Annotated in this window: 31 protein-coding genes; 16 read left to right on the top strand and 15 right to left on the bottom strand. The window is 35.6% G+C overall.

The features are described from left to right. Window positions 1-201 precede the first annotated feature (201 nt). Both LC454_RS25890 and LC454_RS25885 read left to right on the top strand, forming a co-directional pair. The gene (locus LC454_RS25890) at window positions 202-738 is read left to right on the top strand and encodes a hypothetical protein (RefSeq protein WP_223585319.1); all 537 of its coding nucleotides are present in this window, start codon (window positions 202-204) and stop codon (window positions 736-738) included. Window positions 739-940: 202 nt separating this feature from the next. Then, the gene (locus LC454_RS25885) at window positions 941-1,147 is read left to right on the top strand and encodes an NIF family HAD-type phosphatase (protein WP_410528673.1); all 207 of its coding nucleotides are present in this window, start codon (window positions 941-943) and stop codon (window positions 1,145-1,147) included. A 35-nt stretch (window positions 1,148-1,182) separates the two neighbouring features. On the opposite strand, the gene LC454_RS25880 is transcribed toward LC454_RS25885, so the two are convergent. The 3 genes from LC454_RS25880 to LC454_RS25870 form a co-directional block, all read right to left on the bottom strand. Continuing rightward, window positions 1,183-2,121, bottom strand: a complete 939-nt coding sequence (locus LC454_RS25880) for an SPFH domain-containing protein (protein WP_223585317.1) — start codon at window positions 2,119-2,121, stop codon at window positions 1,183-1,185. Between the two features lie 152 nt (window positions 2,122-2,273). Then, window positions 2,274-2,915 (bottom strand): hypothetical protein, encoded by a 642-nt coding sequence (locus tag LC454_RS25875; protein WP_223585316.1) that lies wholly within the window; start codon window positions 2,913-2,915, stop codon window positions 2,274-2,276. A 97-nt stretch (window positions 2,916-3,012) separates the two neighbouring features. Further along, complete coding sequence (locus LC454_RS25870) at window positions 3,013-3,651, bottom strand: tetratricopeptide repeat protein (protein ID WP_223585315.1); 639 nt, start codon at window positions 3,649-3,651, stop codon at window positions 3,013-3,015. A 307-nt stretch (window positions 3,652-3,958) separates the two neighbouring features. Between LC454_RS25870 and LC454_RS25865 the strand changes: the two genes are divergently transcribed. The 3 genes from LC454_RS25865 to LC454_RS25855 all read left to right on the top strand — a co-directional run bounded on the left by LC454_RS25865 (window position 3,959) and on the right by LC454_RS25855 (window position 6,071). Continuing rightward, on the top strand, window positions 3,959-4,417 hold the full coding sequence (locus tag LC454_RS25865) for a transposase (protein ID WP_223585314.1): 459 nt from the start codon (window positions 3,959-3,961) through the stop codon (window positions 4,415-4,417). Between the two features lie 153 nt (window positions 4,418-4,570). Beyond that, window positions 4,571-5,395 (top strand): helix-turn-helix domain-containing protein, encoded by an 825-nt coding sequence (locus LC454_RS25860; protein ID WP_223585313.1) that lies wholly within the window; start codon window positions 4,571-4,573, stop codon window positions 5,393-5,395. 76 nt (window positions 5,396-5,471) lie between these two features. Next, window positions 5,472-6,071, top strand: a complete 600-nt coding sequence (locus LC454_RS25855; RefSeq protein ID WP_223585312.1) for an NAD(P)H-dependent oxidoreductase — start codon at window positions 5,472-5,474, stop codon at window positions 6,069-6,071. A gap of 500 nt (window positions 6,072-6,571) precedes the next feature. Here the strand turns inward: LC454_RS25855 and LC454_RS25850 are convergent, their stop codons facing one another. The 6 genes from LC454_RS25850 to LC454_RS26675 form a co-directional block, all read right to left on the bottom strand. Then, window positions 6,572-7,063 (bottom strand): GNAT family N-acetyltransferase, encoded by a 492-nt coding sequence (locus LC454_RS25850; protein ID WP_223585311.1) that lies wholly within the window; start codon window positions 7,061-7,063, stop codon window positions 6,572-6,574. Between the two features lie 98 nt (window positions 7,064-7,161). Continuing rightward, the gene (locus LC454_RS25845) at window positions 7,162-8,151 is read right to left on the bottom strand and encodes a hypothetical protein (protein ID WP_223585310.1); all 990 of its coding nucleotides are present in this window, start codon (window positions 8,149-8,151) and stop codon (window positions 7,162-7,164) included. Between the two features lie 282 nt (window positions 8,152-8,433). Continuing rightward, window positions 8,434-9,105 (bottom strand): hypothetical protein, encoded by a 672-nt coding sequence (locus LC454_RS25840; RefSeq protein ID WP_223585309.1) that lies wholly within the window; start codon window positions 9,103-9,105, stop codon window positions 8,434-8,436. Between the two features lie 383 nt (window positions 9,106-9,488). After that, window positions 9,489-9,758: a serine hydrolase gene (locus LC454_RS25835; RefSeq protein WP_223585308.1), complete on the bottom strand. Its 270-nt coding sequence runs from the start codon at window positions 9,756-9,758 to the stop codon at window positions 9,489-9,491. A gap of 175 nt (window positions 9,759-9,933) precedes the next feature. Further along, a complete protein-coding gene (locus LC454_RS25830; RefSeq protein WP_223585307.1) occupies window positions 9,934-10,383 on the bottom strand; it encodes a hypothetical protein in 450 nt (149 codons plus the stop codon). Between the two features lie 301 nt (window positions 10,384-10,684). Continuing rightward, entirely contained in the window at window positions 10,685-11,311 is a 627-nt protein-coding gene (locus LC454_RS26675) for a Pr6Pr family membrane protein (protein WP_223585375.1), read from the bottom strand. Between the two features lie 368 nt (window positions 11,312-11,679). On the opposite strand from LC454_RS26675, the gene LC454_RS25820 reads away from it, so the two are divergent. The 3 genes from LC454_RS25820 to LC454_RS25810 are packed head-to-tail and all read left to right on the top strand — an operon-like array spanning window position 11,680 to window position 13,162. Further along, entirely contained in the window at window positions 11,680-12,213 is a 534-nt protein-coding gene (locus tag LC454_RS25820; RefSeq protein ID WP_223585306.1) for an RNA polymerase sigma factor, read from the top strand. After that, the gene (locus LC454_RS25815) at window positions 12,194-12,466 is read left to right on the top strand and encodes a hypothetical protein (RefSeq protein WP_223585305.1); all 273 of its coding nucleotides are present in this window, start codon (window positions 12,194-12,196) and stop codon (window positions 12,464-12,466) included. Before LC454_RS25820 ends, LC454_RS25815 begins: the two co-directional genes overlap by 20 nt. A 12-nt stretch (window positions 12,467-12,478) precedes the next feature. Beyond that, the gene (locus tag LC454_RS25810) at window positions 12,479-13,162 is read left to right on the top strand and encodes an ATP-dependent Clp protease proteolytic subunit (protein WP_262903147.1); all 684 of its coding nucleotides are present in this window, start codon (window positions 12,479-12,481) and stop codon (window positions 13,160-13,162) included. Window positions 13,163-14,155: 993 nt separating this feature from the next. Here LC454_RS25810 and LC454_RS25805 read toward each other — a convergent pair. Together LC454_RS25805 and LC454_RS25800 are read right to left on the bottom strand one after the other, a co-directional pair. After that, window positions 14,156-14,527 (bottom strand): DUF4240 domain-containing protein, encoded by a 372-nt coding sequence (locus LC454_RS25805; RefSeq protein ID WP_223585304.1) that lies wholly within the window; start codon window positions 14,525-14,527, stop codon window positions 14,156-14,158. 96 nt (window positions 14,528-14,623) lie between these two features. Next, on the bottom strand, window positions 14,624-15,475 hold the full coding sequence (locus tag LC454_RS25800; RefSeq protein ID WP_223585303.1) for an AraC family transcriptional regulator: 852 nt from the start codon (window positions 15,473-15,475) through the stop codon (window positions 14,624-14,626). A gap of 85 nt (window positions 15,476-15,560) precedes the next feature. Between LC454_RS25800 and LC454_RS25795 the strand changes: the two genes are divergently transcribed. The 3 genes from LC454_RS25795 to LC454_RS25785 all read left to right on the top strand — a co-directional run bounded on the left by LC454_RS25795 (window position 15,561) and on the right by LC454_RS25785 (window position 18,144). Next, window positions 15,561-16,742, top strand: a complete 1,182-nt coding sequence (locus LC454_RS25795; RefSeq protein ID WP_223585302.1) for an MFS transporter — start codon at window positions 15,561-15,563, stop codon at window positions 16,740-16,742. Between the two features lie 207 nt (window positions 16,743-16,949). Beyond that, window positions 16,950-17,537, top strand: a complete 588-nt coding sequence (locus tag LC454_RS25790) for a Crp/Fnr family transcriptional regulator (RefSeq protein ID WP_223585301.1) — start codon at window positions 16,950-16,952, stop codon at window positions 17,535-17,537. A 157-nt stretch (window positions 17,538-17,694) separates the two neighbouring features. Then, window positions 17,695-18,144 (top strand): GNAT family N-acetyltransferase, encoded by a 450-nt coding sequence (locus tag LC454_RS25785; protein WP_223585300.1) that lies wholly within the window; start codon window positions 17,695-17,697, stop codon window positions 18,142-18,144. Window positions 18,145-18,234: 90 nt separating this feature from the next. Here the strand turns inward: LC454_RS25785 and LC454_RS25780 are convergent, their stop codons facing one another. After that, window positions 18,235-18,420, bottom strand: a complete 186-nt coding sequence (locus LC454_RS25780; protein ID WP_223585299.1) for a hypothetical protein — start codon at window positions 18,418-18,420, stop codon at window positions 18,235-18,237. 400 nt (window positions 18,421-18,820) lie between these two features. Here LC454_RS25780 and LC454_RS25775 point away from each other — a divergent pair, with 400 nt between their 5' ends. Further along, window positions 18,821-19,618: a hypothetical protein gene (locus LC454_RS25775; protein ID WP_223585298.1), complete on the top strand. Its 798-nt coding sequence runs from the start codon at window positions 18,821-18,823 to the stop codon at window positions 19,616-19,618. A 44-nt stretch (window positions 19,619-19,662) separates the two neighbouring features. On the opposite strand, the gene LC454_RS25770 is transcribed toward LC454_RS25775, so the two are convergent. From LC454_RS25770 to LC454_RS25760, 3 genes are all read right to left on the bottom strand, one after another. Beyond that, window positions 19,663-19,896: a hypothetical protein gene (locus LC454_RS25770; RefSeq protein ID WP_223585297.1), complete on the bottom strand. Its 234-nt coding sequence runs from the start codon at window positions 19,894-19,896 to the stop codon at window positions 19,663-19,665. Window positions 19,897-20,178: 282 nt separating this feature from the next. Beyond that, window positions 20,179-20,409 carry a hypothetical protein gene (locus LC454_RS25765; protein WP_223585296.1) on the bottom strand — a complete coding sequence of 77 codons (231 nt, stop codon included), beginning with the start codon at window positions 20,407-20,409 and terminating at the stop codon, window positions 20,179-20,181. A gap of 287 nt (window positions 20,410-20,696) precedes the next feature. Continuing rightward, window positions 20,697-22,415: a hypothetical protein gene (locus LC454_RS25760; RefSeq protein ID WP_223585295.1), complete on the bottom strand. Its 1,719-nt coding sequence runs from the start codon at window positions 22,413-22,415 to the stop codon at window positions 20,697-20,699. Window positions 22,416-23,055: 640 nt separating this feature from the next. Between LC454_RS25760 and LC454_RS25755 the strand changes: the two genes are divergently transcribed. From LC454_RS25755 to LC454_RS25740, 4 genes are all read left to right on the top strand, one after another. Next, window positions 23,056-23,268: a hypothetical protein gene (locus tag LC454_RS25755; protein WP_223585294.1), complete on the top strand. Its 213-nt coding sequence runs from the start codon at window positions 23,056-23,058 to the stop codon at window positions 23,266-23,268. Between the two features lie 2 nt (window positions 23,269-23,270). Continuing rightward, entirely contained in the window at window positions 23,271-23,816 is a 546-nt protein-coding gene (locus tag LC454_RS25750; RefSeq protein WP_223585293.1) for a hypothetical protein, read from the top strand. Between the two features lie 72 nt (window positions 23,817-23,888). After that, complete coding sequence (locus LC454_RS25745; RefSeq protein ID WP_223585292.1) at window positions 23,889-24,548, top strand: FadR/GntR family transcriptional regulator; 660 nt, start codon at window positions 23,889-23,891, stop codon at window positions 24,546-24,548. 88 nt (window positions 24,549-24,636) lie between these two features. Further along, entirely contained in the window at window positions 24,637-25,857 is a 1,221-nt protein-coding gene (locus LC454_RS25740) for an MFS transporter (protein ID WP_223585291.1), read from the top strand. Window positions 25,858-25,871: the final 14 nt, after the last annotated feature.

Here is a 25,871-nt window from a genome sequence, read left to right as displayed (position 1 = left end):
AGGTTGATAGAGACTCCATTCTAGTTGCGGACCAACAAGTCAGACTTAGAATATGGTGGGCAAAAAACTATATAAAAGAAATGATGAAAAATTTGAGGTTTATAAAAAAAAGTATCTATTAAAATGAAAACCTATCGATTTCGCTTTAATAATAGTCGTAAAACCTCAGCCATTCTGATTTGGTTTATTACAACATTACTGATGATTACTTTAACATGCATCATTTTACTCATACCTTCGGAACCATATTTTCCAACCTGGCTACTGTTGATCTTCCTTCCATTAACGTTAATTGCTATTTATAAGCTGTTTAGGACAGCGTCCGAAAGACAGTCGACAGACAGCGTTACACTAAATAAGGATGGGTTTAATAGTGCCTGTTTCGGTTCAGTCTTATTTTCCAATATAAGCGCTATCAATATTCCGGTACGAAGTATATCCTTGCTCGGAGGGGAAAAGTACGATTATTACAAACAAACCGAGGTAGATACGCCCAATCTTGTAATTTCAATTACAACTGACGATAGCAAAATATTCCGTTGGGTTTTGGGCGAATGGGGCAGTTTTTACAACTCAAAGGAAGACTTTTCAGTTTTTTTTGACTTTCTCACAGCATTAACCGATCAACTGTATCAATATTACCATGCTAACGAACCAACGAACAGTTATTTAAAAATTATCGATGAAAATGGCTTTTGGGAAAGATCGGGTAAATTAAAATTGGTCAAGAAAAACTAAATAATATCCACTATGTTTCCTATATTCTGTAGATCATGAATTCGCAAAAGTATATGCGTTATACGTACGGCTAACCAAAGACGAAAATGCTTTAAGTTTATTGAATAATGGCCTAGAGAAATTTAATGAGGGTACGTCAGCGCGTATAATACGTGATCATGTTTCAGAAATCTTTTTTAATTACTGCCCCAATTGTGGGAAATTGGCAAGAACACTTATAATAGATGATACCACTGAAAAATCAATGTTGAATTATGCCAATGCGATACAAATAGCCGAATTTACAGGAAATCCCAATGATAATGAGTTATTATTAGCTACCTATCTTGAAAAATTGAAAAAAGAAGAGAATATTCGCCAAATTGATAAAAGAATTTGGCGAGATGAACTTAAGTCTACCAATCAATAATGATAATGAAAGAACGGATACAGCTCTTTTAAGTTCTATTCCTGATGACCTCTATTTTTGGGAAGTTCAGGTGATTGATCTTTATTGTATTCGTCTATTTTTTGTGTTGCTGCCATGGAGACAACCAAATCATTTAGCATGGAGCTTGCAGCCGTCGGCGAGTTCGGAAGTAAAACCAAATTGCTTCTACTATTGGCTCCAATGGCATTCAGCGTGTCATAATGTTGAGTAACCACAATTAAAGCTGAAGCTTCCTGAGCGTTGATATTAGCCGCATTGAGCATTTTCACAGATTCTTCCAGTCCTCTTGCAATCTCCCTTCTCTGGTCTGCAATACCTTGTCCTTGAAGCTTTTTAGATTCTGCTTCAGCTTTTGCAACAGCAACAATTCGGATTCTTTGGGCTTCGGATTCATATTCTGCAGCAGTCTTTTCACGTTCGGCAGCGTTGATTCTGTTCATGGCGTGTTTTACCTGTTCATCAGGATCGATATCTGTCACTAAAGCTTTGATAATATCGTAGCCATAACTTTGCATCGCTTCCTGCAATTCACTTTTTACGGCAATGGCGATATCATCTTTTCTTACAAAAACGTCATCTAATTTTGTTTTTGGAACTTCAGCACGCACAACATCAAAAACATAAGACGTAATCTGATTCTCAGGATTTTCTAGACGATAATAAGCGTCTCTTACATTCTCTCTGATCACCTGATACTGAACAGAAACTTTCATCTTTACGAAAACATTATCCAATGTTTTGGTGTCGATGATAACATCCAATTGCTTTATTCTAAGATTCAGACGTCTGGAGATTTGATCAAAAAACGGAATTTTTAAATGCAAACCAGCGTGGCTTACTTTTAAAAATTTACCTAACCTTTCTACCACAGCTGCAGATTCTTGTTTTACTGTATAAAAGGAAGCAAATAAGGTAATAAGTCCGAAAAAGATTAGAATTCCTAAATATATCATATTCTTAAATTTATTATTGGTAATACACGAATTTACGTCTTTATATTGTCATTCTAGTAGCAATTCTTTTTATTTTATCTTTGTTACTTTTTTGCAATTTTGTTCAGATTGACTGTACATGATCTCCAATTGTAATATTCAATCGACAATAATTAATATCTGTCTTTATCAGAAAACTTAAAATCCTGTATTTTGGGTAAAGGTCGTATTAAAACTCTTTTTTTTCTTACTTTCGGCGCTTCGGCTGAACCTAATTTTTCATCGGATTCGATTCGAATCCCTGTAATCAGGTTAAATTTTGTTTCTGTGAATATGGTGTTTTCGTCAATATAGCCCTTAGTTGTGTCGCTTGTGAGCTTATCAACATAAATCAATTCAAAATTGCCCTTGTTATATTTGAAGTGGTAAGTAATATTTCCTCCCTTAATTTCGCTCCACATTTTTAAAACTCCTTTTTCTATAAAGAAATTCGGAATTTGAAAGCCATTAAATTTGCCATGGTTTTCAGTAGGAAATTGCGGTTCGATGATTTTATCGGACGATACCACCAAAGTTAACTTTCCATTAGGCTGAGACAGGAAAACTTGTAACCTCAACGGCCTTGTTTCATCAACAGTATCCATTTTCACAGTTATTTTGTCCATTTTACCATCGTGATTCAAGTCTCCCTTTTCTTCTCTAACCTGATACGTATAATTGTTTTTATTTTTAACACTTTGAGAGAATACACCCATTGGGACTGCAATTAAAATGAATATAAGGTAAGGGTAAAAATTTTTATTAATTCTATTCATCTTGTTTGTTTTTGGCCTGCTTTTCGAGTTCGCCCTATATCCCGTAAATGCATTTTCATTAAATTTTCCCGATGTGCCAAGCATTTTTTGTGTTTAATCAGTACGCCCCTTCAAGCTCTTTATAATCTGCTTCTCTACCCTGTTGGCGGTAGAGTTCTAAGAGTTTGTTGTAAGAGTTAATTCCTCCTGATTTATGGTTGTATACGGCAGATTTCCAATATTTTTCGGCGTTTTTTAGATCACCAAGCTCATAATAAGCTTCACCCAATATAGCCTTAACATAGACATTGTCCTTATTTTTTAGCAACACTTGGACTGCCTCGTCATATTGTTTCAATTTTACATAGGCACTCCCTAGCGCGTAAACCTGTGTAGTGTCCCCGGCTTCCACTATTGGTTTAAGATAGGTTATCACATCGTTGTAAGATCCATCTCTTAGGCTGAAATTAGCAAGAGTTTCTGTTGCTTTTTTATCCCCCTTCTCCGATGCCAATATGTAATATTTTCTAGCTTTTTCGGGCTGGTGGGTATTACTGTACAATAATGCTAGTTTGCTAATTGCTTCTACACTACCCTCTTCGATGGCAAGTTGATAATGTTTGATTGCTTCCTCGGTTTTTCCATCATTATTGAGGCGATCAGCTTTGTCTTCATTAGAACTATTACATGAGGCAAATGCAATTAGTATTGCAATAGAAATTAAGTTCCATATTCCAAAAATTGTATGCTTATTCATAGCTGTAAATAATATATTGAATTAAAAATAAGGATAAAGGATTTAAATATGTAAAGTTTATTTTTTGTTTACAGAATATTGGATTGCTATATGAATGAAATAAATTGGAATAGAGAGTAGCGAATAGACCTGTACGAGACTGTAACATAAACTGTGTCAACGGAATAATTCAATAAGATTATTTATATTCAATTATTCACACGACATGGTCATCAAAGAAAAGACCTCATTCGATTTTTCATTAGGGTTTGCTTTTTAACGGAACTCAAGAGGGCTTCGCCATTTTGAACGCTTCAAGGCAGAAGCTATGCAAGGTCTTTACGAGGGTAAAATTTTGTCTCCCAATGATGGCGTTCTAGCGCCTTTAATGAAGCATCTGTTGGAATCGATGATGGCTAGCGAACTGGAGAACCACCTGAATGAAGAGAAAGCTTCGAGCAATAGCAACCGTCGAAATGGCAAGACCAAAAAGACAGCCCGAGGTCTCAATGCTGGCACTTTTGAATTGGGAACAGGCCGGGACAGATCCGGAACCTTCGAACCTAAAGTAGTAGCTAAGAGACAATTAATCATCAATAAACAGCTTGAGGGACACGTGTTGAGCATGTATGCCAGAGGAATGAGCACACGTGCGATAAGCGAGTTTATCCGCGAAATGTATGCCATGGAGATCTCTGCGACTGAAATATCACGTATTACCGAAAGTGTTCTCCCAGCAGTAAATGTATTGTTCGGATTTACACATAAGTTTATTAAAACATCATAATTTTCGTCAAGACACCTTACTAAATTAACATTTTTCAAATAGTTTCTCACCGTAAAAAATAATGTTTTAGTGTTGTACACCAGAACAATTGTAATAAAGAAATAATCTTATTACGAGCTTATTAAAGTTTTTCTTAAATTGTAAGCTGTAGAAATGAAATCCAGTAAACTAACATATTATGATTACAGAATTCCCTCTCCACAAGAGTTTGAAACAGTATTCTCTCATTTTTATTTTGCGGAAAATAGGACCGGAATAACAATAACCAAAACCCTTTTGCCATCTTTCCAAACCATCATGGTTTTTAATTTCGGAGCGTCTGCATTTTTGATTTCCAAGCAAAACACGAAAATCAAGGTTGGAAAATGTATTGTTTTGGGACCAATTAAGTCCGCATTTGAATATGGTATCCCCCCAAACTCCAGCATATTGGTTCTCAATTTCAAAGATGATTCATTCTATCGTTTTTTTGGCAAAGCATTTTTATCTAATTATTTGCCTATTCATCCCGATGAAGCAATGGAAGAAAATTGTTTTACTAGTCTATGGGCACAATTGAATAGTATAGATTGTGTACAGGAAAAGGTGGCACATATTCTCAATTTCTGCCGGCCTTATCTCAACCTTCAAAATGCAACTTCTAATCTATTAGCTAATTTCAAATCGGATACAATAAATCCAATCAAGTCTATTGCAGAAAAAGCGCGGCAAAGTGAAAGAAACATTCAATTGATTCATAAAAAGCACTTTGGTTTCAGCGCCAAGGAGATCATCCGTTATCATCGTTTCTTTAAAGCGATTGAATTGATTCAACAGATAGATTTTTCCAAAGAAAAGGTAAACTGGTTTGAAATTATCGATAAATGCGGCTATTATGATCAAAGCCAGCTTATTCACGACTTTAAACATTTTATTAATCTTTCGCCTAAGAACTACCTAAAGTTCCAGCAGGATATCTGTCAAGCTACCAGCAAATAGCTATTTTCGTTTTCATACAATTTTCCTGATTTGCCCTATTTTAAATTTGTACTGTTCAATCAAATATAGTAACGCTATGAAACATCTTATTATTTATGCCCATCCAAATCAGGAAAGTTTGAATGGTCAATTTAAACAAGCTATTGAAAAAATTCTAGTACAGCAAAAACAGGATGTAATCGTCAGAGATCTTTACACACTCGGATTTGATCCTGTGCTGTCTCTGGAAGATATGACAGGACAGCGAAAAGGCATTGTCAATGAATTTATTAAAAATGAGCAGGAATATATTAAGTGGGCAGATATAGTCACCTTTATCTACCCAATCTGGTGGACCGGTATGCCTGCAATTATGAAAGGATACATTGACAGGGTATTTAGTTATGGATTTGCCTATCGTTATGATCAGGGTATACAAAAAGGACTATTAACTGGAAAACAAGCGATAATTCTCAATACACATGGAAAATCTAATGAAGAGTATAGCACTATCGGTATGGATAAGGCATTACTACTGACATCCGATAAAGGTATCTACACCTACTGTGGATTTCAGGTCACAGAGCATTTCTTTTTTGATAAGGCCGATCGTGCCACCCCTGAGGTTATTGAAATATGGCTTTCTAAAATCAGAGATCTATATACTATAATGAACCCTCAGCTTTCTAATTATTAGAGCCAATTGTATGAGGAAAGCAATCTATATCGTTGGGACAGTAATAGTTGGATTGAACTTTTCAATATTTACAAAACAATTGTCAACATCTATCTTAAAGCTTTGGACTTATAAACTTGGGTATAAAAGGCAGGATATTGAAATTCTGCCTTACTTTCTTCTACTTCATAGTCTGGAACATTATTACTAATGAATGCAACAACCTATATTTCAATGGGTGGAGCTTTATCAATAAGTAAATCTGTTTTAAAGTTTTGATATCTAATAGATTCTTTTGATAAAAACAGTAAATCCTTTTCCATAAAACCTTTATAGAAAGTACTATTTTTGGTAATATTTTATTATATAATCTTTCGCATCTTAATTCAGTCAATAGAATGTTCAGAGCAAAGCCCATGAAAATTACAACCAATTTTATCCTCTTCCTCCTTCTCAGCCCCTGTATTTAAAGGATATGTGCCAAGTTTTCCCGCGATCTTGCCCTGAAACGGAGTGTTGTGCTATAAAATTGCTTTTTCATAGCAATTGAACAAGCCTTTACGAAAAGTGACAGTTCCAACAAATTTATATCCCTTTTTTATATATACAGCATTTGCCTGACTATTCAGCGAAAAAGCATCGAAACGGATTGATTTATATTGATTTTCTAAAGCATATTGCTCTACATAACGAATCATCTGGCTTGAGATCCCCTTTCCTTGAGCAGAGGGTTTTACGTAGAGACGATGAATAACAATAAATGGAACTGATGTCTCCCAGTTCAAATCATTATATTCTTCATCATAGCGTTCGTTAAGTGCCATATAAGCCAACACTTCACCCTTTTCTACGTAAACAAAACCTTCTCCTCTCTCGATATCCACTGTAAGCGTGTCTTTATTTGGATATTCCTGATCCCACTGGTTAACCCCTTGATCGTGCATATGTGTTTTAACTTCGTCAAGAATCTTAACGGCTTGGATCAAATCTGTTGAATTAGCTTTTACAATCATTTTTTTATAAAATTACTATTTTCTAGTTACACTTATATCCAAAATTTTTCCAAAAAGTAGTTCTATTGGTGCTCTATAATATATGAAAAAGTGGTTTCTTAGAATCGAAATTCTCGTTTTTCTAATATTCCATCGCTATATATTTCGGTATAAATTAATCGCCCTTTTTTCCTGGTATTTAATATAGGTTCTCCTGTTTGTTCATTGTATTTTTGCAGTAATTTATAAAACTTCCATGTTCCAACAGGAGAACCATTTTTATACTCCGCTTCCAAGTAAGTATAAGGATCCGTAAATTCCGAATACCGTTGTAAATCAATATGACCATTTGATTTAAACTCTATCCATTTTCCTTCTTTCTTATGGCTTTTCACCATTCCTTGCTCCTCATCATTTTTGTAGAAGCCATCATTATCATAGTATCTAGAAAATTTTCCAGACGGAAGAATCTGGTATTTTCGTAAAGGTCTTAATATTAAGGGGTCTTCGCTAAATTTATAATCTTGTATGGAAATTATATAATTTTCAGTGATGTTAAATAAGCTATAGTGTGCAAATCCCATTTCCCCCTCATGATGAAGATATATTCTCTTCATATCAATAGGCTTACTGTCCTTCGTTGAAATTAAGTACACTTTTTCAATAAACGGTTCAGCATAACGGACGGTATTATATACAGCCACAAAGTACAATGAATACACTCCATAACTCAGAAAATTAGATGCAATTTTAATCCTATCATATTCCTCATTTACATCCTCACTAAATGGCAGAAAAACATCATATTCTTCGGGAAGTGATATCAGATCTTTTTTGATTACTTTTTCAAAGTTTAACGCATGGAGTTCTTTCAATTTATTTTCATTCTGTATGGTAGACAGAATGGCGTCAATGCTCCCTTGTTTCGAAATATCTGAATATCCAAATGGTAAAGTTATACGGTCAGTTTTATTTCTATTAAAGAACAATGATCCCTTATCGGTCGAACATACTCCTGTGTCTATTGCCTTATTTTCTATCTGAGCATTACTGTAGCTAGAAAAAAGAAAAAATAAAGTAGTAAAACAAATGATATTAATTTTATACATATATAGCTAATATAGAAAGGGAACCATGAAATGGTAATTTTCTTCGAAAGAAGACTGACTTCGGACGGTACCCCATACATACAACACAAATATCAATATCTGGTTTCTCAAATTAGTGCAAATACTAATATTCGTCTGCTACAATTTAATATTCGTAAATCTATGGTTATATTTTAATCTGTAGAAAAAGAAAGAAATCCTCCAATGAAATAATCATTAATTTCATTTATCTACAACACTGCATTTCTTTTTGCTAATGAATTAACGAGTAATATTTAGGGTTTATTCCTGGTGGAAGCTGATTCTGGACTTATGTTTTTTTGTCAAGTATCGGGTCAAATAGGTCCGAATATCTTTTGGAAGACCACTCAGCGTAACTTTTAAGCTTTGGACAGGTTTACAGTCCTTTCCTTCTCCACAATAATAGTCTAGATGGAAGATATAGTTCTTGTTTCCATAAATGACAATATAGGATACTTTCATATCATAGCTCTCATATCCTCCACAGTAATAGAAAGGAATGATAGCCGCCTTTCGCCCACCAAGGTTCTGGATATGTATTTCCTCCTTTACGAAGTAGATTAACGACATTTGAGAATAGGGATATGTGTAGAACACCGATGTAGAACCTTTTTTGTTTTTCACACGCGCTTCGATCTGGGTGAGTACTCCATCAAATCTAGACGAATCAGCATTGCAGGGATTCGTGACTTTTACGTGCAATGTGTTTTTTCCATATGCATCTTGATAGACGCGCTTCGTCACGATGGTATCAAAGACCTGCAGTTCCGAACCTCCTCGAACGGTATCTTGCAGATACCTCTTCGAGGTTGCGAAACACTTAGTCGTAAAGAGAAGCAACACCATAAACATGGTGCAGCTAGAAATTGTGGCAATATACCCTCGAGAAATCGCTACAACGGGCATATTATGTATATTTATCGGTTTTGCCATGTGCATAGGTTCATAAAAATGGTATCATTTCGTCTGTATAATCGAGCAAAATCTGTTTCAACATAGGGTCATTTTGCTGTCTTTGAATTCTTGCTTATACACAGTCAATTTTTCGATTATTACAATCAGTATCGGACGCATTTCTGATTTTGCTTTTCAATATCTACATGCATTTTTTTATATTATATCCTTTGAAATTGACAATTCACTAATTAAATATACATTTCAGATCTGAATATACTTATGTCATTTATTATTCGTGTTTAATGGATTTATATTCGCTTAAAAATTCTTTCGTTCTGTGATCCTCCTCTGAAAAATGGTCTTTCAAAACTGTACATTGGCTGCAACTTCTTATACCTTACTGAAATTAGACTATCCCATCACACTTTGGAGCTGGAACCTATGGCAAAAAGAGTATTGGGTGTGACGGGTTTCTTATTGACGATATCACGATAGCCAAATCCTCTACTATAAATGACCTTATTCCCTTTCACCACCGCGACTGCAAAACCAGCTACATGATGATCGCTTAAAACCCGATCTAGTACCGAATCAATAGCAGCAAAGTGATCATTTTTATTTTTTTGTACTTGGGCAAATAGCGAAAGGGAAATCAATGAGCAAAAAATACAGGTAAATAGGGCTTTCATATCGAATTGATTTTTATACTAATCTACTCATTCGCCATCATTCACACAAATATGGTATCTATTCGCAAAATCCAATTATAAATTTATCATCTGATCTACTCTCTTTTATAAATTTCGATGTCATCAATTAATAATAGCTAAGCTTCACCAATACTACCAAAACTGGATTAACGTCCTATTCCTTCACCTTTATGTATCTGTAGTTAGACGTATTATCTGTTCCCGCTAGGAAAACAAATATCCAGCCCCACCTATTCTGCAACCTATCCACACGCAACTGGCTATCTTGATCCAACCAGAGTTGGAATTGGTTATTCTGGATCATTCCATATATTAGCGGGATAGGTATGATGGAGCGCTTATGCTGAGATACAAAATAATTACCTTTTAACTTTCCTTTTAGCACAATGCTTTTCTTTTCGAGACCACTATCCAACCAAGTCGCTTTGATTTGGCTCCTTCCAATTGCCTTGAGTCTTATTTTCGCGTTCTTGAAATCCAACATATCAATCTCATTTTTCAGGATCAGCTGATTCCATAGAGACGAAAATTCGCTCCCCTCATGATCATTTGTTTGATTCTCATAAGTTCCATCGAAGGACTGTAATTCAGAAATTTCATGCATGCTATCTTGTCTTGTCTGCTTCAACGAAGCACATCCACATAGACTTAAAATAATACACAGAAGCACTAATCGTATCGTCACCTTTCTTATGGGCTTTCTTTTGTTGGCTATCACCATTGCACGGTTTATATAACTTTAAATATAACCATCTTTAAGCATATATTATATTTTTAGATAGATCTTACAGACTTAACTCGCTCTATAGATACTACAGAAAATTTTTGTAAGCTAACTCCTCCCTGATGCCAATAAAAATGTATTCGTAGTATATTTCGATTGGATTTAGTCCCATGTACATTTACTACCTATTTTTGGCTATGCGTCTATTTATTCGGATTAAGAGTAATCCTATTAGCAGGAGGACCACAGTTATAATCACGCTATTTGTTAATACGCGATTCACGCCGAGTTCAGAAACATCTACAAAAGGATAAGGGTAAAATCCAGAAAGTGCTCCATGCCACAAAGTATAGAGCAAATAGACAAAGGGATACAATAACCAGCTAAATATAGATCTCCAGTGTATAACACGCTGATCAATCATACTCCACCAAAAGATTAAAACCAAAATGGGAATAATTGAGTGGAGCATTTCATCCACAATCCTAGCTATTCCAGCAGGCTGCCACAGGAAACGAAGTATCAGATTATAGATAAGTCCAACAATCAGAATATACAATGTCACTGCTGTGATTGATGTCGGTTTCGCAAAAAAGAGCCCTATCTTATTCTTTGGAAACAGTACAATACTAGTACAACAAATCGCAACCATGAGATTCGTCAAAATTGTAAAATAACTAAAGAACCTTACGACTAATTCGCTAATCGCAATAGAGGAATTACTGCAACTAATTAAAAATTGAGCACCAATAGCGGTCCAGCTTAATATTGAGATGAAAACAGCAAGGCTTCTTTGAGACAAAATCATGTTCTTCATTTACTACTTAAAAATAGGCAATTTATCAACTAAATTCCAAGAATCATCATAAGTAAATCCAAACGTTACGTCTAGCGACTTCCTTTCTTGATGTTAGTTTTATTTCCTATTAATGGATTTATATTCGCACAAAAATTCGTTAGCTTTATCAACGTACTGCATCATCTGAATTAACAGTCAGTCTGCCTAGAGATGGGTAATCGTTGTCATAAAAGGTGGGAAATATCAGGAAGATAGCAAAATCTAAAAGATCAAGCTACATGTTGACTGTAATAGTCCGAAAAGAAAGGTATTTTTTTTAAAATAAAAGGTGATACTTTGACCACAATTGGTACATTGTTATAAAAGGTAATTATAATATGCACAGTATTAGTAATTCAAATCGAGCCGTGAGGCGACAGGCACTTATAATGGATCTGTATAAAAGTGCATTTCCAGCAGTCGCTAAATATGTCAGTCGTATGGGGGGAAACTTTGATGAAGCCAAGGATGTATTTCAAGACGCCTTGGTAGTATATTATGAAAAGACCACGCGGACTCCAACGGTACTGACGAATGATATTGGGTATCTGTTCGGTACAGCCAAAAACCTCTGGTTGAAACGTTATTATCAAACGAGCCAGAACCTACCCTTAGATCATATTGAAATCCCATTTGCGAACGATGAGTCTCCTTCAAGTAAGCGACTGCTTCGCTTCTTGGAAACTGCAGGACGCAAATGTATGGATTTATTAAAAAGCTTTTACTATGACCAGATGTCACTTCAAGAAATCGCAGATGAATTCGGGTATTCAGGAACCCGCAGTGCTACTGTTCAAAAATACAAATGCTTAGAGAAAGTGAGAGAAACTGTCAAAGAAAAATCCCTGGTTTATGACGACTTCATGGAATGAAACCCAACAGATAGAAACTCATCTCCTAGGGACAAACCATCCTAGTAACGCATTGCTTTTCGAAGCCCATTTGTTGCTGGACGAGGAACTGGCGGAGAAAGTAATTATGCAACAAAAAGCTTACGAAGCCATACAACGATATGGTCGCAAGCAGTTAAAAAGTGAAATTGAAGCGATACACCAAACACTGTTTACACAACCCAAATACATCCGTTTTAGCCAAAAAGTAATGCGGCTATTTAGAAAACCATAAATCTCCAAAATCATGAATATTGACAAAAATGAGTTCCGCAAATTTGCGGCTGGGCACTGCTATGTCCCAAAAGAAAGGGTAGATAACTACATTGCACATATCGAAAGTTCCAGTATCCCCCATGCAATGACACCGTATATTACCGAGGAACGCGAGTTGCGAGTATCACAGATGGATGTTTTCTCCAGGTTAATGATCGACCGTATTATATTTATGGGAGCTCCTGTCGAATCCAATATTGCAAATATCGTACAAGCCCAACTATTGTTCCTTCAGTCCGTTGACCCCAAAAAGGATATTCACATGTATATTAACTCTCCTGGTGGTGAAGTTTATGCTGGACTTGGCATCTACGATACCATGCAATTGATTAGTCCGGATGTTGCCACAATCTGTACCGGCATGGCCCTTTCTTTTGGTGCAATATTACTTTGTGGTGGCGCTAAGGGCAAACGAAGCGCTCTGACGCATGCCCGGGTTATGTTGCATCAACCGTTAGGAGGTGTGCAAGGACAGGCATCTGACATTGAAATTACTGCCAATCAAGTTTTAAAAATAAAAAAAGAACTTTATGATATTATAGCCCAGCATAGCGGCCAAAGCTATCAGAAAGTTCACGATGTTAGTGACAGAGATCATTGGATGGTCGCAGCTGAAGCAAAAGAATTTGGAATAATAGACGAAGTTTTGACCTAATAAACTCAGGTCATTGATAGTATACAATCGTTATTGACAATTCCCAGTCAATAACGATTATTATATTATCTAGCGAAGGTATATAATTAGCTTTTCCACATCTATATTCAAATCAACTATCTATTACTTTTCTAAGCTTCTTTCTGAACACTAGAAATTCAACAACAGTACATAATAAATAGATTATTGAAAAGTATAACAGTATTTTTAATGGAATCAGTGTCACACTGTATTGGTAAATATCAACCAAAACAGTGACAGCCAGAAAAACAACACACAAGAACGGAATTCCTGAAAATGTCAATAAGGACAAAAAATAACTGTTCCTAATTTTTTCAATTTGATTTAGAAAAAACAACAAGGTACTAACGCAGATAGCAACAACATATAGCATTGAAAACCCAAGACTTAGAAACAAATCCATAATACTAAGAAAACTATCAAAAAGAGTTGTACCAGCAGACTCTAATCCACTAATAACAATTCTATAAAGGATAAATAATATAACACATAGTAGAAGATTAAACAGCGAAAACCTAAAGATAATTTTTTTCATATATTTCCAAGTATACATTCAAAATATGAACCTCCGTTAAGTAGTTTCAATTATTTCTATGACTTTTTTCAAAGTGTTGATCACAGATTAACGTTAAATTCAATTTAAAACTACGTTATTTTTCACCACAACTAACCACAATCTTATATTCGATGTAAAGCGTTTAAGATTCGTTTTTATGATATGACTATTCGTTATATATAAATGCACTAAAAGATAATCTACTTGCGAGAAACCCATCGATTTGTTGCTCCGTTCGCTCTTATTTACTAACTTCAGCAATTTTATAGAAAAGTATAGGAGAAATATCAACGGCATCCACAAAGTGGATTAAGAACAGATATATATACAACTATAATTTGAAAAAGGCCTTTATGCTAAGAATTACAACCCAAACCGGTACACACTATTGTTTATCGCTGGATATAAATATGAAATCAAGTATAAATACCTGTAGACTCTCCATATTTTTCTAGGCAAACTTCATCCGCTATCCCATAAAGTATCTGTTCTGTAAAATCACTAACATTATGGGGTATTTTCTCTGGCTTATCTAAAATTTCAAAATAGAAATTTTCACCATTACTCACCACCCAATTTGCAATATCTTCCCTCCCGTCTTCTGACTCTTCCATATAATCAGTGTATGGTTCACACTGTAATTCAATAGAAGCGTCCACAAATTCTTCCTGAAACCTAATTATTTCCTCTTTAGAAAAAGAAATAAGAATCTCTTTCAACTTTTCCCTACTAAGTGCTGCCTTTTCTACAATAGCCCAAAACCATTCGGATGTTTCAATATTTTCCATTTATATATTTTGTGAGTCAATTTTAATCATTTTTTCAAGCTTTCTATCATTCGTTTGCTACCGAATTTCTTGGTACAGATAGTTCCGACGTCTTATTTAAGCTTGCAACTCTGTTTGTCCTTTTGTCTTTCTGAATTCAGTCAAGCTCATTACATGCCTCTTTTTAAAGAATTTATTGAGATGGCTTTCGTCGGAAAAGCCAAATTCGGAAACAATTTCGTTAACCCGCATATCGCTGAAAAGAAGTCTATGCTCAATCAATCTTATTTTATAATTCAATATATAATGCTGGATAGTTTCACCACATTGCTTTTTAAAGTAGCTACCAAGATAGCTTTCAGAGAAACCAAATTTTTGTGCTATCGAAGAAACCTTTAACAGGGCTGGATCATGGATGTTTCCTTGGATATAATTAATGATATCCAATGCCCTCTTGTCTGTATTAGAGGCTACATGCTCTACTCTCATCTTTGAAATATTGCGTGCAGCAATTACAATAATAGCATTAACATAGTGTAGTGTCAGCTCTTCATGGAAGAGGTCTGGATGATTGATATTGTGAAGAAGCGACGATACAATCGAATCAACCAAAATAACATCAGGTTTATTCTGTAAGATGCAGCCCGACAAATAGGAAGCACCATATAATAGGCACTCCATAGAATTAATACTGTTCCATTTGTAATCCTTAACATAACGTTCGCTAAACTTGATAAGCAAAAGTTCCGTTTTCTCGACAATTTCCAAATAGTGCTGATCATTTGGTGTAAGGAGGATCAGACTACCTTCGCTGTATGAGGCTGTATTGTTATTTATCTTAAGGAATCCTTTTCCACAAATCACATATATGATTTGAAAAAAAGAGAACTGATTGTCTTTTAGTGGACAGTTTACCTCCTTATGATGCTCTACTTTGACCAGTTGGTCGATATTCTCGCGTTTCATCATGTAAAAATACCTATTTATCATTAAAATATACTGATTTTTTATAATTTTTCTGTTCAAATTTGCTATACATAAATTTTAGACATCAATGAAAAATTCGATCTACGTCCTGGCCTTGGGCGCTTTTGGCATAATCACCACTGAATTTGGGATAGTTGGCATCCTTCCGACAATTAGTCGGCAATTCCAGGTATCAATAGATACTGCGGGGTGGTTGCTTAGTGCTTTTGCCATAACTGTCGCAGTCTCCTCTCCTTTTATCACTTCATTCACGACCAAAATAAATCGAAAACTCCTTTTGTGTTTGGTCATGAGCATATTCGTTTTCTCAAACTTAATCTCAGCATTTTCGTCAAATTTCTCGATACTCATGGTCGCACGTATACTACCAGCCATTTTACATCCCCTATTCTGGAATATCTCTATTGCCATAGCCTTTAAAAACAGTGGTGCAAAAGGTGTTTCTACAGTGATGTTAGGGCTAAGCTTAGCTACAGTATTAGGTATCCCATTAACGACTTATGCTGTAGATCTCTTCCACAATTGGCAGGCTTCGTTCTTCCTCAGTAGCGCAATCAGTTTGATTGCTTTTATCGGTCTATTACTCTTCGTACCTTCTATCCCAGCAGATAATACGAAATCTGCACAGAATCAGATATCCGTTCTAAAAAGTCCACAATTGTGGCTCAATCTGATTTCTACTATTTGTACTTTAGCAGCAATGTTTTCTAGCTATACTTATCTTACTGCCTATCTTGAGCAAATTACAAAAATGGATGGGGCACAGATCAGTATCATGTTGCTTCTTTTTGGTGGCATGGGAACTTTAGGAAACTGGCTTATGGGATTAGCCCTGAATAGAAATGTGTTATTGACTGCAAGACTATTTTTGGCTTCTTTAATTATAGTACAGGTTTTAGCTTACTACCTAGGTGGAATCTTTACGCCAATGGTCGTTATTGTTTCCCTTTGGGGAATGATTCATACGGGAGGCTTTTTAGTTTCAAATATCAGAACAACACAGTCTGTTCCTCATCATGCCTTAGAATTTGTCAATAGCTTACTTACTTCATCATTCAATATTGGCATATCCTTAGGTGCATTTCTCGGTGGGGTAATAAGCGCGTATTACGGAGTTCATTATGTTTTATGGGTAAGTATTCTGTTGCTCGCTGTAACATTCGCTATGAGTTTTGTCAGTTTTCCAAAAGAAAATACAGAAAGTGAAGAGACAATGCACACAAAACTTGCTCCATCGGTCTGTGAATAAACGCTGAAACCATATCAGCTGCTTTGTGGTGTAACTTAAGCAACCTCCGGCACCGGAAAGGTTGCTTTTGTGTATTCTAACATAATTTAATAAAAGAATTGTTATAGAAGTAAACGACAATAGAAAGCACAATCGATACTTTATAAAACAAACACAAAATTTACACGACGCAATTACTACTGTCTTAAATTTGCTATTTTTATCCCAATGGAAGAATCGTTGAAACAACTCTTTAAGGAAAAAATATACTCATATCATAAAATTTCACAAGTTTCATTTGAGAAGCTTTTAAAAATAGCAACAGTTGTGAACCTCGAAAGAAATCAAGTACTTGTGCAACAGGGTTCCATTGGACGTGAGTTTTGCTTTTTGCACACAGGTTATTTAAGAGCATATATAAGTGATGAAAAGGGACAAATTTATAACAAGAATATTGCTGTTGGGGGTGACTTTGTCGCATCCACAGTTTCCTGCATTCTAAATCGTCCATCAAAATTTACCCTTCAAGCCATAACCCACTGTTCATTATTGAGTCTTTCCTATAAAAAGTTCAGAGAACTGCTTTTCCAAACAGACGACCTAAAATCCTTTTATATTCATTATCTTGAAAAGAATTGGGTCATCGATAAAGAAGAACGAGAAGTATCCATCGTCATGGAGGAAGCTCAAAATAGATATGAGAAATTTTTAAAACGTCATTCTAATATAGAGAACTACGTCCCCTTACGAGACATCGCTTCCCATCTAGGCATTACCCCCACTCAGCTTAGTAGAATTCGTAAGCAGTTAAAATAGTAATTTTCTCAACATATGTAAAGTACTATGCCACCTCAGTCTTATAATTTTGATTTATAAAATAACAAAGAAAAATATTTCACGAATTATATGTTAAGGGATATGATACGAAAGAGTCTGAATTCAGAATTCAATACGATGTACGAGATTATTAACGATGCATCCTACAGCTTACAAGGGTAAGATACCCGAAGATCGATGGAAAGAGCCTTATATGGATGAACACGAGTTGCGGGACCAAATTGCTGATGGGGTTGAATTTTGGTGCTATCACCAAGATAACGCTATACTTGGTGTAATGGGGATTCAACACAAATCAGATGTAACCCTAATCCGCCATGCATATGTGAGGACGACAGCGAGAAACAATGGAATTGGTGGCAAATTGTTAAAACACCTTTCAACACTTACCAATAAACCCATCCTAATTGGCACTTGGGCTAATGCCAATTGGGCAATTGATTTCTATGTAAAAAACGGCTTTCGTCAAGTTAGCCATATAGAAAAAGAAGAATTACTACGGAAATATTGGAATATCCCCTTGCGACAAATTGAGACATCAGTCGTGCTTGTCAGTTTAGATTTTTATAGTAAATTAGCGTTCTGAGGTATCTATCTTAAAAGGATCTTGGCGATTTCATTACCTATTATCACGACGCCTATTTTTGCATTATTACTCAAGACTGCAATTGTTCCGCTATGGGATGCTTGAATAACTCGCCCAACCATTTGAATGTTGCAATACATCGTTATCTCTAATCTTTCCTATGGCGATTCTATATGCAGAGGAAAGATAATTTTTAATCTTTTTGCCATCTGCTGTAGTCGAAGGAAAAGCGGTAGCAAATCTATTCAGCAGATCAATTCCCTCAAACTTTGCCATTACTCATGTACTGGCCCAAAAGCATGAGATCATGAATATTGGTATACCTGACCGTCTCCGGTATGCGTCCATCTCATATCATCAAATTTGCTTGTTTCATCGTAAGATGAAACGTGGCTCCGTCGGTAACAGCTAATTTTTAACTGGGTCCAAAGAGATTACCCCTATTGATCCTCAATAACAGGCGCTACTGTCATAATTTGTCATAAATACGAATCCAGGCTTATCAATTTCCCCATATTTCTTTATAATATTGTTTAATTTTGCTGTATTCCCAAATGCGAGTAGAACGCCCTTCCAATACTTATCAGTTATCAGTCAATAAAATTTATTGTCACTTATTGTATTTATGATTAAATTAATGTTATATTTATGTTAATTCCCAAAGCAACGATAAATTATGGCAAAATCTGCAAAAATTCAATCTCCTAAAAAAGAATTAAAAAATCAAGTAATTACTCATCTACACAGTGCGATCGAGTATTTGCGTGCTCATTTAAGCGAAAAGGAGTTTCGTAACCGGATAGAAAAAACCGCCAAATTATTGACAGAAGGCATTAAAAACAAGGATTTAAAGAAAAAAAGCGTTAAATCAGCAAAAGAAAAACTTGTAAAAAAAGAACTTGTTGTTGATAAGAGTAAGTCTACTCCTATCAAAGAAAATACACCTAAAGCATCAGCTAAAAAAACACTAATTAAAGATGCTCAACCAGTTACTAAAACGACAAACGTAGATAATCAACAACCTAAAGTCGCTCAAGCAGCAGTTAAAAATACACTTAGTTCAACCAAACAACAGCCTAAGGTCACGCCTATAAAAGCAACATCACCGGCTCCTAAAGCAGCCGCAGTTAATTCGTCTACAAAAGGCAGTGCTCCCAAAGTTGTGCAAACAGCAGCCAAAAATACCCCTAGTTCAACCAAACAACAGCCTAAGCCCGCACCAACAAAAACAATATCATCAGCTCCTAAAACAACTGCAGTTAAATCACCGGCCAAAAGAACAACCCCCAAAGTCGCTCAAGCAACAGTCAAAAATACCTCTAGTTCAACCAAACAACAGCAGTCTATGGTCACGCCTACAAAAGCAACATCACCGGCTCCTAAAGCAGCTGCAGTTAAATCACCCGCCAAAAGCAGGGTCAACAAAGTTGTGCAAACAGCAGCCAAAAATACCGAAGATACTAAAGCAACATAATTTACCTCTTATTTGCAGTGATATTCAAATAGGTCAGATCTGTATTACTTCTTAAAATCAAATTTTGGGTGATATAAACCCTTGGTGCGAAGGACTGCTTCATTAAATAGATTTTTCAATTCTGCTGTATTTTTTTCCGATGATTTTACATCCAAAGTTAAAATAACATTCACTTTATTTTCAAGATTTTGAGGCGTAATTTTTGCCTTTGAAAGCAATTGGATTGCATTTTTATCGCTGATAGGATATGTTTCATTTAATGCAAGCAATGTTTCCACCAAACTTTTCGGGATACGGGCAAAGCTTCTCTACAGATTGTATATATCTTTATTTGAAGTGAACCATCAAGATGCCCCAATGTGAATTCTGCTGACGAGAGGGCCGTATTTATCACATTTTCTTTAAATGCTTGAGGATATTTGCTATTATTTAGTGCTTTCAAAAATTCTCGGATACCCAAAAGGATTTGCGGATCGTTTTCCGCTTTCATGTTCTGTGCCATTATTAGAATTTTAATGATTAACGTAACTATTGTTGATCATTGAATTCAATTTATCAATTTATTTTCCTTCAAGTTGCTGGAAAGCAATCTTGGTCATCTCTTTGGAACTAAAAGGATTGTGTCCTGTGATAAAGTGGTCATCTACTTCTACGTTTGAAGTCATTGGGATAAACGCCTTTTTAAGATTCGCTCTGCGCACCTTGATGGCCACTTCAAGATTAAACGGTAATTCTTTCTTTCTACCAGCAATTGTTTCTTCAGTCAAATCATGATCATTCTGAGAATACATATAGGTCTTATCAAAAAATACAAGTTTTGTTCCGTTGATCTTACAGGCATCAATCACGTTCCTTAAAATAAGGGGAAACTGTTACTCCCACAATGCCGAATTAATCGGAAGACCTAATGTAAAATAGGCAATTTCACTTCCTCTCACTGCTTCAACTGCTTCCCCGTGCACGGAAAAATCGGCTGAAAACACCTCGTCGGTATAGACATAATGTTCTGAAAAACAGTAATAATCAGTGTAACTTAATTAGGGAAATTTGTAACAGAATCTCGGCCATTTACAAGTACCTAAGGCATAATCCTAAAAATAGGATAAAGAAGGTGTGACTTTTCATAATAGTTCGAATGTCTGTATATCCAGTCTAACTGTGCTTTTGCGTCAGCAGCAAATTTTGGATTGCTTGCTCTCTCTTTATCAAATGCAAATTTTAGATCTTTATCTTCTTTTAAAAGTTTCGCAGCAGTATCTTCAAAAACATAGGCTGAATAGTATTCTTTTTGCCCTAAAATCGCATCAAAGAAATTCCAGTTGAAATAGGAATCAATCGCTTCTGGTTCCAGTGTTTCTAAAAGAAATTTTACCCCGTCTTGATTCAGCGGGACCAAGAAGTCCCCAGCTATGAACTTAATTTTCTTCAATTCTTTGAATACATGAGTATCATAATGGAGATAATGTCCCTCATAGGGGCCTGAAGTTGTCTTAAAATCTTTGATCTTATATTGTTCTACAGTAATAAAAGAATCCTTTTGTATTGGATTCAATTTGATCTGATTGAGTTTCAGTAAATCAATAATTTTCCATTCGGATTGTGGAATTACATAATACTTTGGTATAGTAATCTCTTTGGTTGGGATATAGGTGTTATATAATTTAACTTGTTTTGAAAATTTTGCATTTCGGTCATACCATAATCTACTTTCTGAGGAAACTTCACTAGGCTTATATTTAGCCTCAAAACCTTTAAAATCGATGTTTTCATATTTTGTAGAATCGAGTTTCCACATAATGGGATATCTTTTCCCTATACGATACTGTGTGAGATTTTCTATTCTTTTTTGTCGGATAGCTTTATGGTTCTCATCAATAAATTTGAGGTTATATAGCATATAATCATATGTTGCCTTTACCCGTTCTTTATAAGGCTTCAACATATGTGTTTCCACGACGGTACCAATTACATTGAATAGACTTGTATAGCCTGTTGCATATCGCGGCGAATCCATAAAAACTGGAAAACCACCATCCGGAACATCATTATGAATATTGACATAAGGGACGGAAATAAAACCGTCATTTTCAAGATCCATAAGTAGTTTTCGTTGCATATGACCATTAAAATAGTCTCCTAACTCCTTTCCCAAACGCTCCTTATTGGTGGAAATATAGGTGAACGTATATTGATAATCTGCTCCATTACTGACATGATTGTCAATAAACACATCCGGTTTTATCCATTGAAAAATCTGCTGAAAACTCCTCGAATTTCTGGTATCTGTTTTTATAAAATCCCTATTTAAATCGTAATTTCTTGCGTTCCCACGAAACCCATACTCCTCTGGTCCGTTTTGATTCGCTCTAGAAAAACCATTTCGGTTTAGCATACCACTTACATTATAGCTAGCTATGGCAGCAATAATTACATTTTTAGGCGTTTTTATTCTTCCTGTCGCCAAATCTCTCATGAGCATCATTGTTGCGTCAATTCCATCTGGCTCACCTGGATGAATCCCATTATTGATAAACAACACTGACTTGTCTTTTCTCGATCCTTCCAAAGTTTGTTCTGAGGGGTTGAAAATCACTACATCAATCGGAGCCTTATTATCGTCCTCACCCCTTGTTTCATAACTAATCGTTGGAAATTGCCTTGACAATCCCCGATAGAATTCACGCATGTCTTCAAAAGTCGTGGATTGATTGCCATTACCTTTTTCGTACGGCGTAAGATTTTGAGAATAGAGTGTATTAAAAATCAGTAGAAGGAATAAAATTGGAAGTTTTTTCATGAGATTAATTTAAAGATCTAATTTAGAAAAAACTTATTAAAATCTATGTTTTATGAGCCTTAGTCGAGAAACTACTGCCAATGATTTTTATCATTATTAACGATCTTCTATCGCTGTGTATTTCATACGTGGAAAACCTAAAAAAGCCAATAAAAGAAAAGTAAATGTAGCGTAGAATAGCAAGTTCATTGCACCATGATAATTGCCGACAACCGTAAGTCCAAAGCATAACATAGTAAAATGCAAAGTAGTAATGCTATTTAAACCATGGTTTTGGCTCACTTATTAAAAACTCACCTTTGAGGATACTTACAAAGAGTAACACAACAACAGGTTGCTCAAATATCCCAATGAGGAAGATCATACTAGTAGTATCACCTGGAAGCTTTGAAATAAAACTACCATGAAACATATCCACATATTTTGGGGGAACAGTTTCCATCTGGAAAAGCGTCTCATCTCCCGATATTCCCACTGTATTAAGACCCAGTTTAGTTTTCTCAACTTAACGACCTTATCTAATAGCTGTTAGAAATGCTCAGGCGGCTTTTAAGCTATTTTATATTAATATAATTTTAGTATTTAACAATATCTGTTTATATTTAACACACAGACCTGACAACAATCAATTATATACTAAATGAAAAAAATAATTCCAGACGAAGAGCTGATCACAATCGGAAGGATGCAAAAGGATCCTTTTATAATGGCAATGGAGGAAAAAATAGCCTGGAAAAAAGACTTAGGACATAATATCCGCCGTCATCTGTTCTCAAAGCAACTACCTCTGATCTATCATAAAAACGGGCAAATGATTGCTGAGTATCAAGATGGGACAATTCAATTTATCTGAATATGGCAACAATCTACGTAATAGCGGGACCACCAAACATTGGAAAAAGCACTTGTGGACCATATTTTATACCCGAAGGCATTAAAATACTTGATGCTGACCTCATTGTACAGCGTTATCGCGAGCTAGGAATAATGAATGGATACAAGCGGTTCGAGAAAATGTTGCAAGATAAGCTTCTAGCTAATCAGGATTTTGCGATAGAAATCAATTTAGGGTTAAAAAAACATTTCGACCTGTTGAGACAAATAAAAGCTTTCCATCCTGATAATAGAATCGAAATATTATTTTTCTATACAGACAATCTCGACATTTGTCTGGCTCGGGCACAAAATCGGAAGAGTAGCCAAATACCTCGCAGTTTAGAAAATATTGAGGATTTATACATTCGGGCACTCCCACTCCTGAAACGCAATTTGGATATTTTCGATACATTAAAAGGAGTAGATGTGCGGGAAAACCACATAGAACCCGAAATTATTTTTCAATATCAATATGCTTCAGCAGACATTGAAGTATCCGAAAAACTCCCACAATGGGCCCGATAATAAAATTGAAGATTTATTTGTGTTGTAGCTGAATTTTATTTTACCTTTGCAATCATCAGATGATATGACTATATGAAAAATGAACACATCGTACGAAGATCCTTGGCTGAAGAAGTCGCTGCCGCAATTGAAGAAAAAATCAAATTGGGTAATTTTCCGGTGGATTCAAAACTCCCTACTGAACCCGAGTTGATGAAACAATTTGCTGTTGGAAGATCTACAATTCGGGAAGCAATAAAGTATTTAAGTCAATCTGGTTATCTAAATGTACAACAAGGTTTGGGAACATTTATCAAAAGTGTGACCGGACACCATGCACTTGATGCAAAAATTGAAAAAGGTAATTTTAACGATATTTTCGAGGTTAGACACGTTCTAGAATTGAAAATCATTGAAAAAGCCGCAATAAATCGTAGCGCAAAAGGATTGAAAGATATGGCTCTTGCGCTTAAAAATAGAGCAAAACATGCCATTAGCGGAGATCTTATCGCTTGTGTAGAAGCAGATATCGCTTTTCATAGCGCAATCGCCGAATCTTGTGGAAATAATATTCTAACAGCGTTATACAATACCTTATCGGTTCACGTGAATAAATTTTTTATGGAAATCTATAAGGATACAACACCCTTCATTGCATCACAAAAGCAACATGAGGAGCTGATGGAAGCTATTAAAGATAAAAACATCCAACAAGCTGTTGCCGTAGCAAATCAAATTATCCAACATAAATAATTTTTAAAAGCTTTTGTAGTAAAAATCACAAAAACCAAACAATAATAAATAACGTCACAAAACATCAGATGACCTGATGTATTAATTTATGAAAACAGAATCTTTAAAAGCAGATGGTTCTTGGAATAGTTCCCAGACGGTCTACCCTATTTTATTTGCAATTAGTATTTCTCATCTATTGAATGATCTTATTCAATCGGTTATTCCAGCTGTTTATCCGCTGTTAAAATCTAATTATGCTCTTAGCTTTACACAAATTGGCATTATCACCCTAGTATTTCAACTGACAGCTTCCATTCTGCAACCTTTTGTTGGACTTTACACAGATAAGAATCCTACGCCAAGATCCTTGGCTATCGGAATGTTGTTTTCCCTCGCCGGTTTGCTTTGTATTGCCTTTGCTTCCAGTTTTATCTATATCTTACTATCAGTAAGCCTGATAGGCATGGGATCTTCTATTTTTCATCCTGAGGCCTCCCGTGTTGCGCACTTAGCTTCTGGTGGCAAAAAAGGATTGGCGCAATCAATTTTTCAGGTTGGCGGAAATGCTGGTGGTGCAATAGGTCCTCTCCTAGCTGCGCTAATTGTTATCCCATTTGGCCAACAATACATCGGCGTTTTTGGTGTATTGGCAATTCTAGCCATTTTAATTCTTACCTATGTCGGAAATTGGTACCAATTACATCTTAAACCAAAAGCTACCGTCAGCACACTTAATGTAACACCGGTAAAATCGAGTTTTTCCAGATCTAAAATCATCTTTGCTCTAGTTATACTGTTGATTCTTATATTTTCAAAGTATTTCTATATGGCATCTATGACCAGCTATTTTACATTTTATCTTATCGATAAGTTTGGCATTACTGTACAAGAATCACAAATTTATCTTTTTGTTTTTCTTGCATCCGTAGCGGTTGGAACAATACTCGGTGGCCCATTAGGCGATCGCTACGGCCGTAAACTCATTATTTGGGTTTCAATACTTGGTGCGGCGCCTTTTACATTACTTTTGCCGCATGTGGGGCTGACATTAACGATGATACTGTCTATTCTGATCGGACTGATTATATCTTCTGCTTTCTCTGCCATATTGGTTTACGCTACAGAATTGATTCCGGGAAAAGTAGGCATGATCGCTGGACTCTTCTTTGGACTTGCCTTTGGGATGGGTGGAATTGGTTCTGCCATTTTGGGATGGCTCGCGGATAGAACTTCCATTGAACACGTCTTTAACATCTGTGCCTATCTTCCATTGATCGGTATTGCGACGGGCTTATTACCCAATATTGAACGTCAGAAAAAGGTCTGATAAAAAAACATCTC

This window comes from Sphingobacterium sp. GVS05A, assembly GCF_019969845.1.
In the GTDB taxonomy this organism is placed as follows: Bacteria; Bacteroidota; Bacteroidia; order Sphingobacteriales; family Sphingobacteriaceae; genus Sphingobacterium.
This window is presented reverse-complemented; position numbering and strand designations above follow the sequence as displayed.

Bases quoted from the DNA above. Each gene is read 5' to 3' on its own strand.
- LC454_RS25890 (WP_223585319.1), top strand. From the start codon at position 202: ATGATTACTTTAACATGCATCATTTTACTCATACCTTCGGAACCATAT.
- LC454_RS25880 (WP_223585317.1), bottom strand. From the start codon at position 2,121: ATGATATATTTAGGAATTCTAATCTTTTTCGGACTTATTACCTTATTT.
- LC454_RS25875 (WP_223585316.1), bottom strand. From the start codon at position 2,915: ATGAATAGAATTAATAAAAATTTTTACCCTTACCTTATATTCATTTTA.
- LC454_RS25870 (WP_223585315.1), bottom strand. From the start codon at position 3,651: ATGAATAAGCATACAATTTTTGGAATATGGAACTTAATTTCTATTGCA.
- LC454_RS25865 (WP_223585314.1), top strand. From the start codon at position 3,959: ATGCAAGGTCTTTACGAGGGTAAAATTTTGTCTCCCAATGATGGCGTT.
- LC454_RS25860 (WP_223585313.1), top strand. From the start codon at position 4,571: ATGAAATCCAGTAAACTAACATATTATGATTACAGAATTCCCTCTCCA.
- LC454_RS25855 (WP_223585312.1), top strand. From the start codon at position 5,472: ATGAAACATCTTATTATTTATGCCCATCCAAATCAGGAAAGTTTGAAT.
- LC454_RS25850 (WP_223585311.1), bottom strand. From the start codon at position 7,063: ATGATTGTAAAAGCTAATTCAACAGATTTGATCCAAGCCGTTAAGATT.
- LC454_RS25845 (WP_223585310.1), bottom strand. From the start codon at position 8,151: ATGTATAAAATTAATATCATTTGTTTTACTACTTTATTTTTTCTTTTT.
- LC454_RS25840 (WP_223585309.1), bottom strand. From the start codon at position 9,105: ATGGCAAAACCGATAAATATACATAATATGCCCGTTGTAGCGATTTCT.
- LC454_RS25835 (WP_223585308.1), bottom strand. From the start codon at position 9,758: ATGAAAGCCCTATTTACCTGTATTTTTTGCTCATTGATTTCCCTTTCG.
- LC454_RS25830 (WP_223585307.1), bottom strand. From the start codon at position 10,383: ATGCATGAAATTTCTGAATTACAGTCCTTCGATGGAACTTATGAGAAT.
- LC454_RS26675 (WP_223585375.1), bottom strand. From the start codon at position 11,311: ATGATTTTGTCTCAAAGAAGCCTTGCTGTTTTCATCTCAATATTAAGC.
- LC454_RS25820 (WP_223585306.1), top strand. From the start codon at position 11,680: ATGCACAGTATTAGTAATTCAAATCGAGCCGTGAGGCGACAGGCACTT.
- LC454_RS25815 (WP_223585305.1), top strand. From the start codon at position 12,194: ATGACGACTTCATGGAATGAAACCCAACAGATAGAAACTCATCTCCTA.
- LC454_RS25810 (WP_262903147.1), top strand. From the start codon at position 12,479: ATGAATATTGACAAAAATGAGTTCCGCAAATTTGCGGCTGGGCACTGC.
- LC454_RS25805 (WP_223585304.1), bottom strand. From the start codon at position 14,527: ATGGAAAATATTGAAACATCCGAATGGTTTTGGGCTATTGTAGAAAAG.
- LC454_RS25800 (WP_223585303.1), bottom strand. From the start codon at position 15,475: ATGATGAAACGCGAGAATATCGACCAACTGGTCAAAGTAGAGCATCAT.
- LC454_RS25795 (WP_223585302.1), top strand. From the start codon at position 15,561: ATGAAAAATTCGATCTACGTCCTGGCCTTGGGCGCTTTTGGCATAATC.
- LC454_RS25790 (WP_223585301.1), top strand. From the start codon at position 16,950: ATGGAAGAATCGTTGAAACAACTCTTTAAGGAAAAAATATACTCATAT.
- LC454_RS25785 (WP_223585300.1), top strand. From the start codon at position 17,695: ATGCATCCTACAGCTTACAAGGGTAAGATACCCGAAGATCGATGGAAA.
- LC454_RS25780 (WP_223585299.1), bottom strand. From the start codon at position 18,420: ATGGCAAAGTTTGAGGGAATTGATCTGCTGAATAGATTTGCTACCGCT.
- LC454_RS25775 (WP_223585298.1), top strand. From the start codon at position 18,821: ATGGCAAAATCTGCAAAAATTCAATCTCCTAAAAAAGAATTAAAAAAT.
- LC454_RS25765 (WP_223585296.1), bottom strand. From the start codon at position 20,409: ATGTATTCTCAGAATGATCATGATTTGACTGAAGAAACAATTGCTGGT.
- LC454_RS25760 (WP_223585295.1), bottom strand. From the start codon at position 22,415: ATGAAAAAACTTCCAATTTTATTCCTTCTACTGATTTTTAATACACTC.
- LC454_RS25755 (WP_223585294.1), top strand. From the start codon at position 23,056: ATGAAAAAAATAATTCCAGACGAAGAGCTGATCACAATCGGAAGGATG.
- LC454_RS25750 (WP_223585293.1), top strand. From the start codon at position 23,271: ATGGCAACAATCTACGTAATAGCGGGACCACCAAACATTGGAAAAAGC.
- LC454_RS25745 (WP_223585292.1), top strand. From the start codon at position 23,889: ATGAAAAATGAACACATCGTACGAAGATCCTTGGCTGAAGAAGTCGCT.
- LC454_RS25740 (WP_223585291.1), top strand. From the start codon at position 24,637: ATGAAAACAGAATCTTTAAAAGCAGATGGTTCTTGGAATAGTTCCCAG.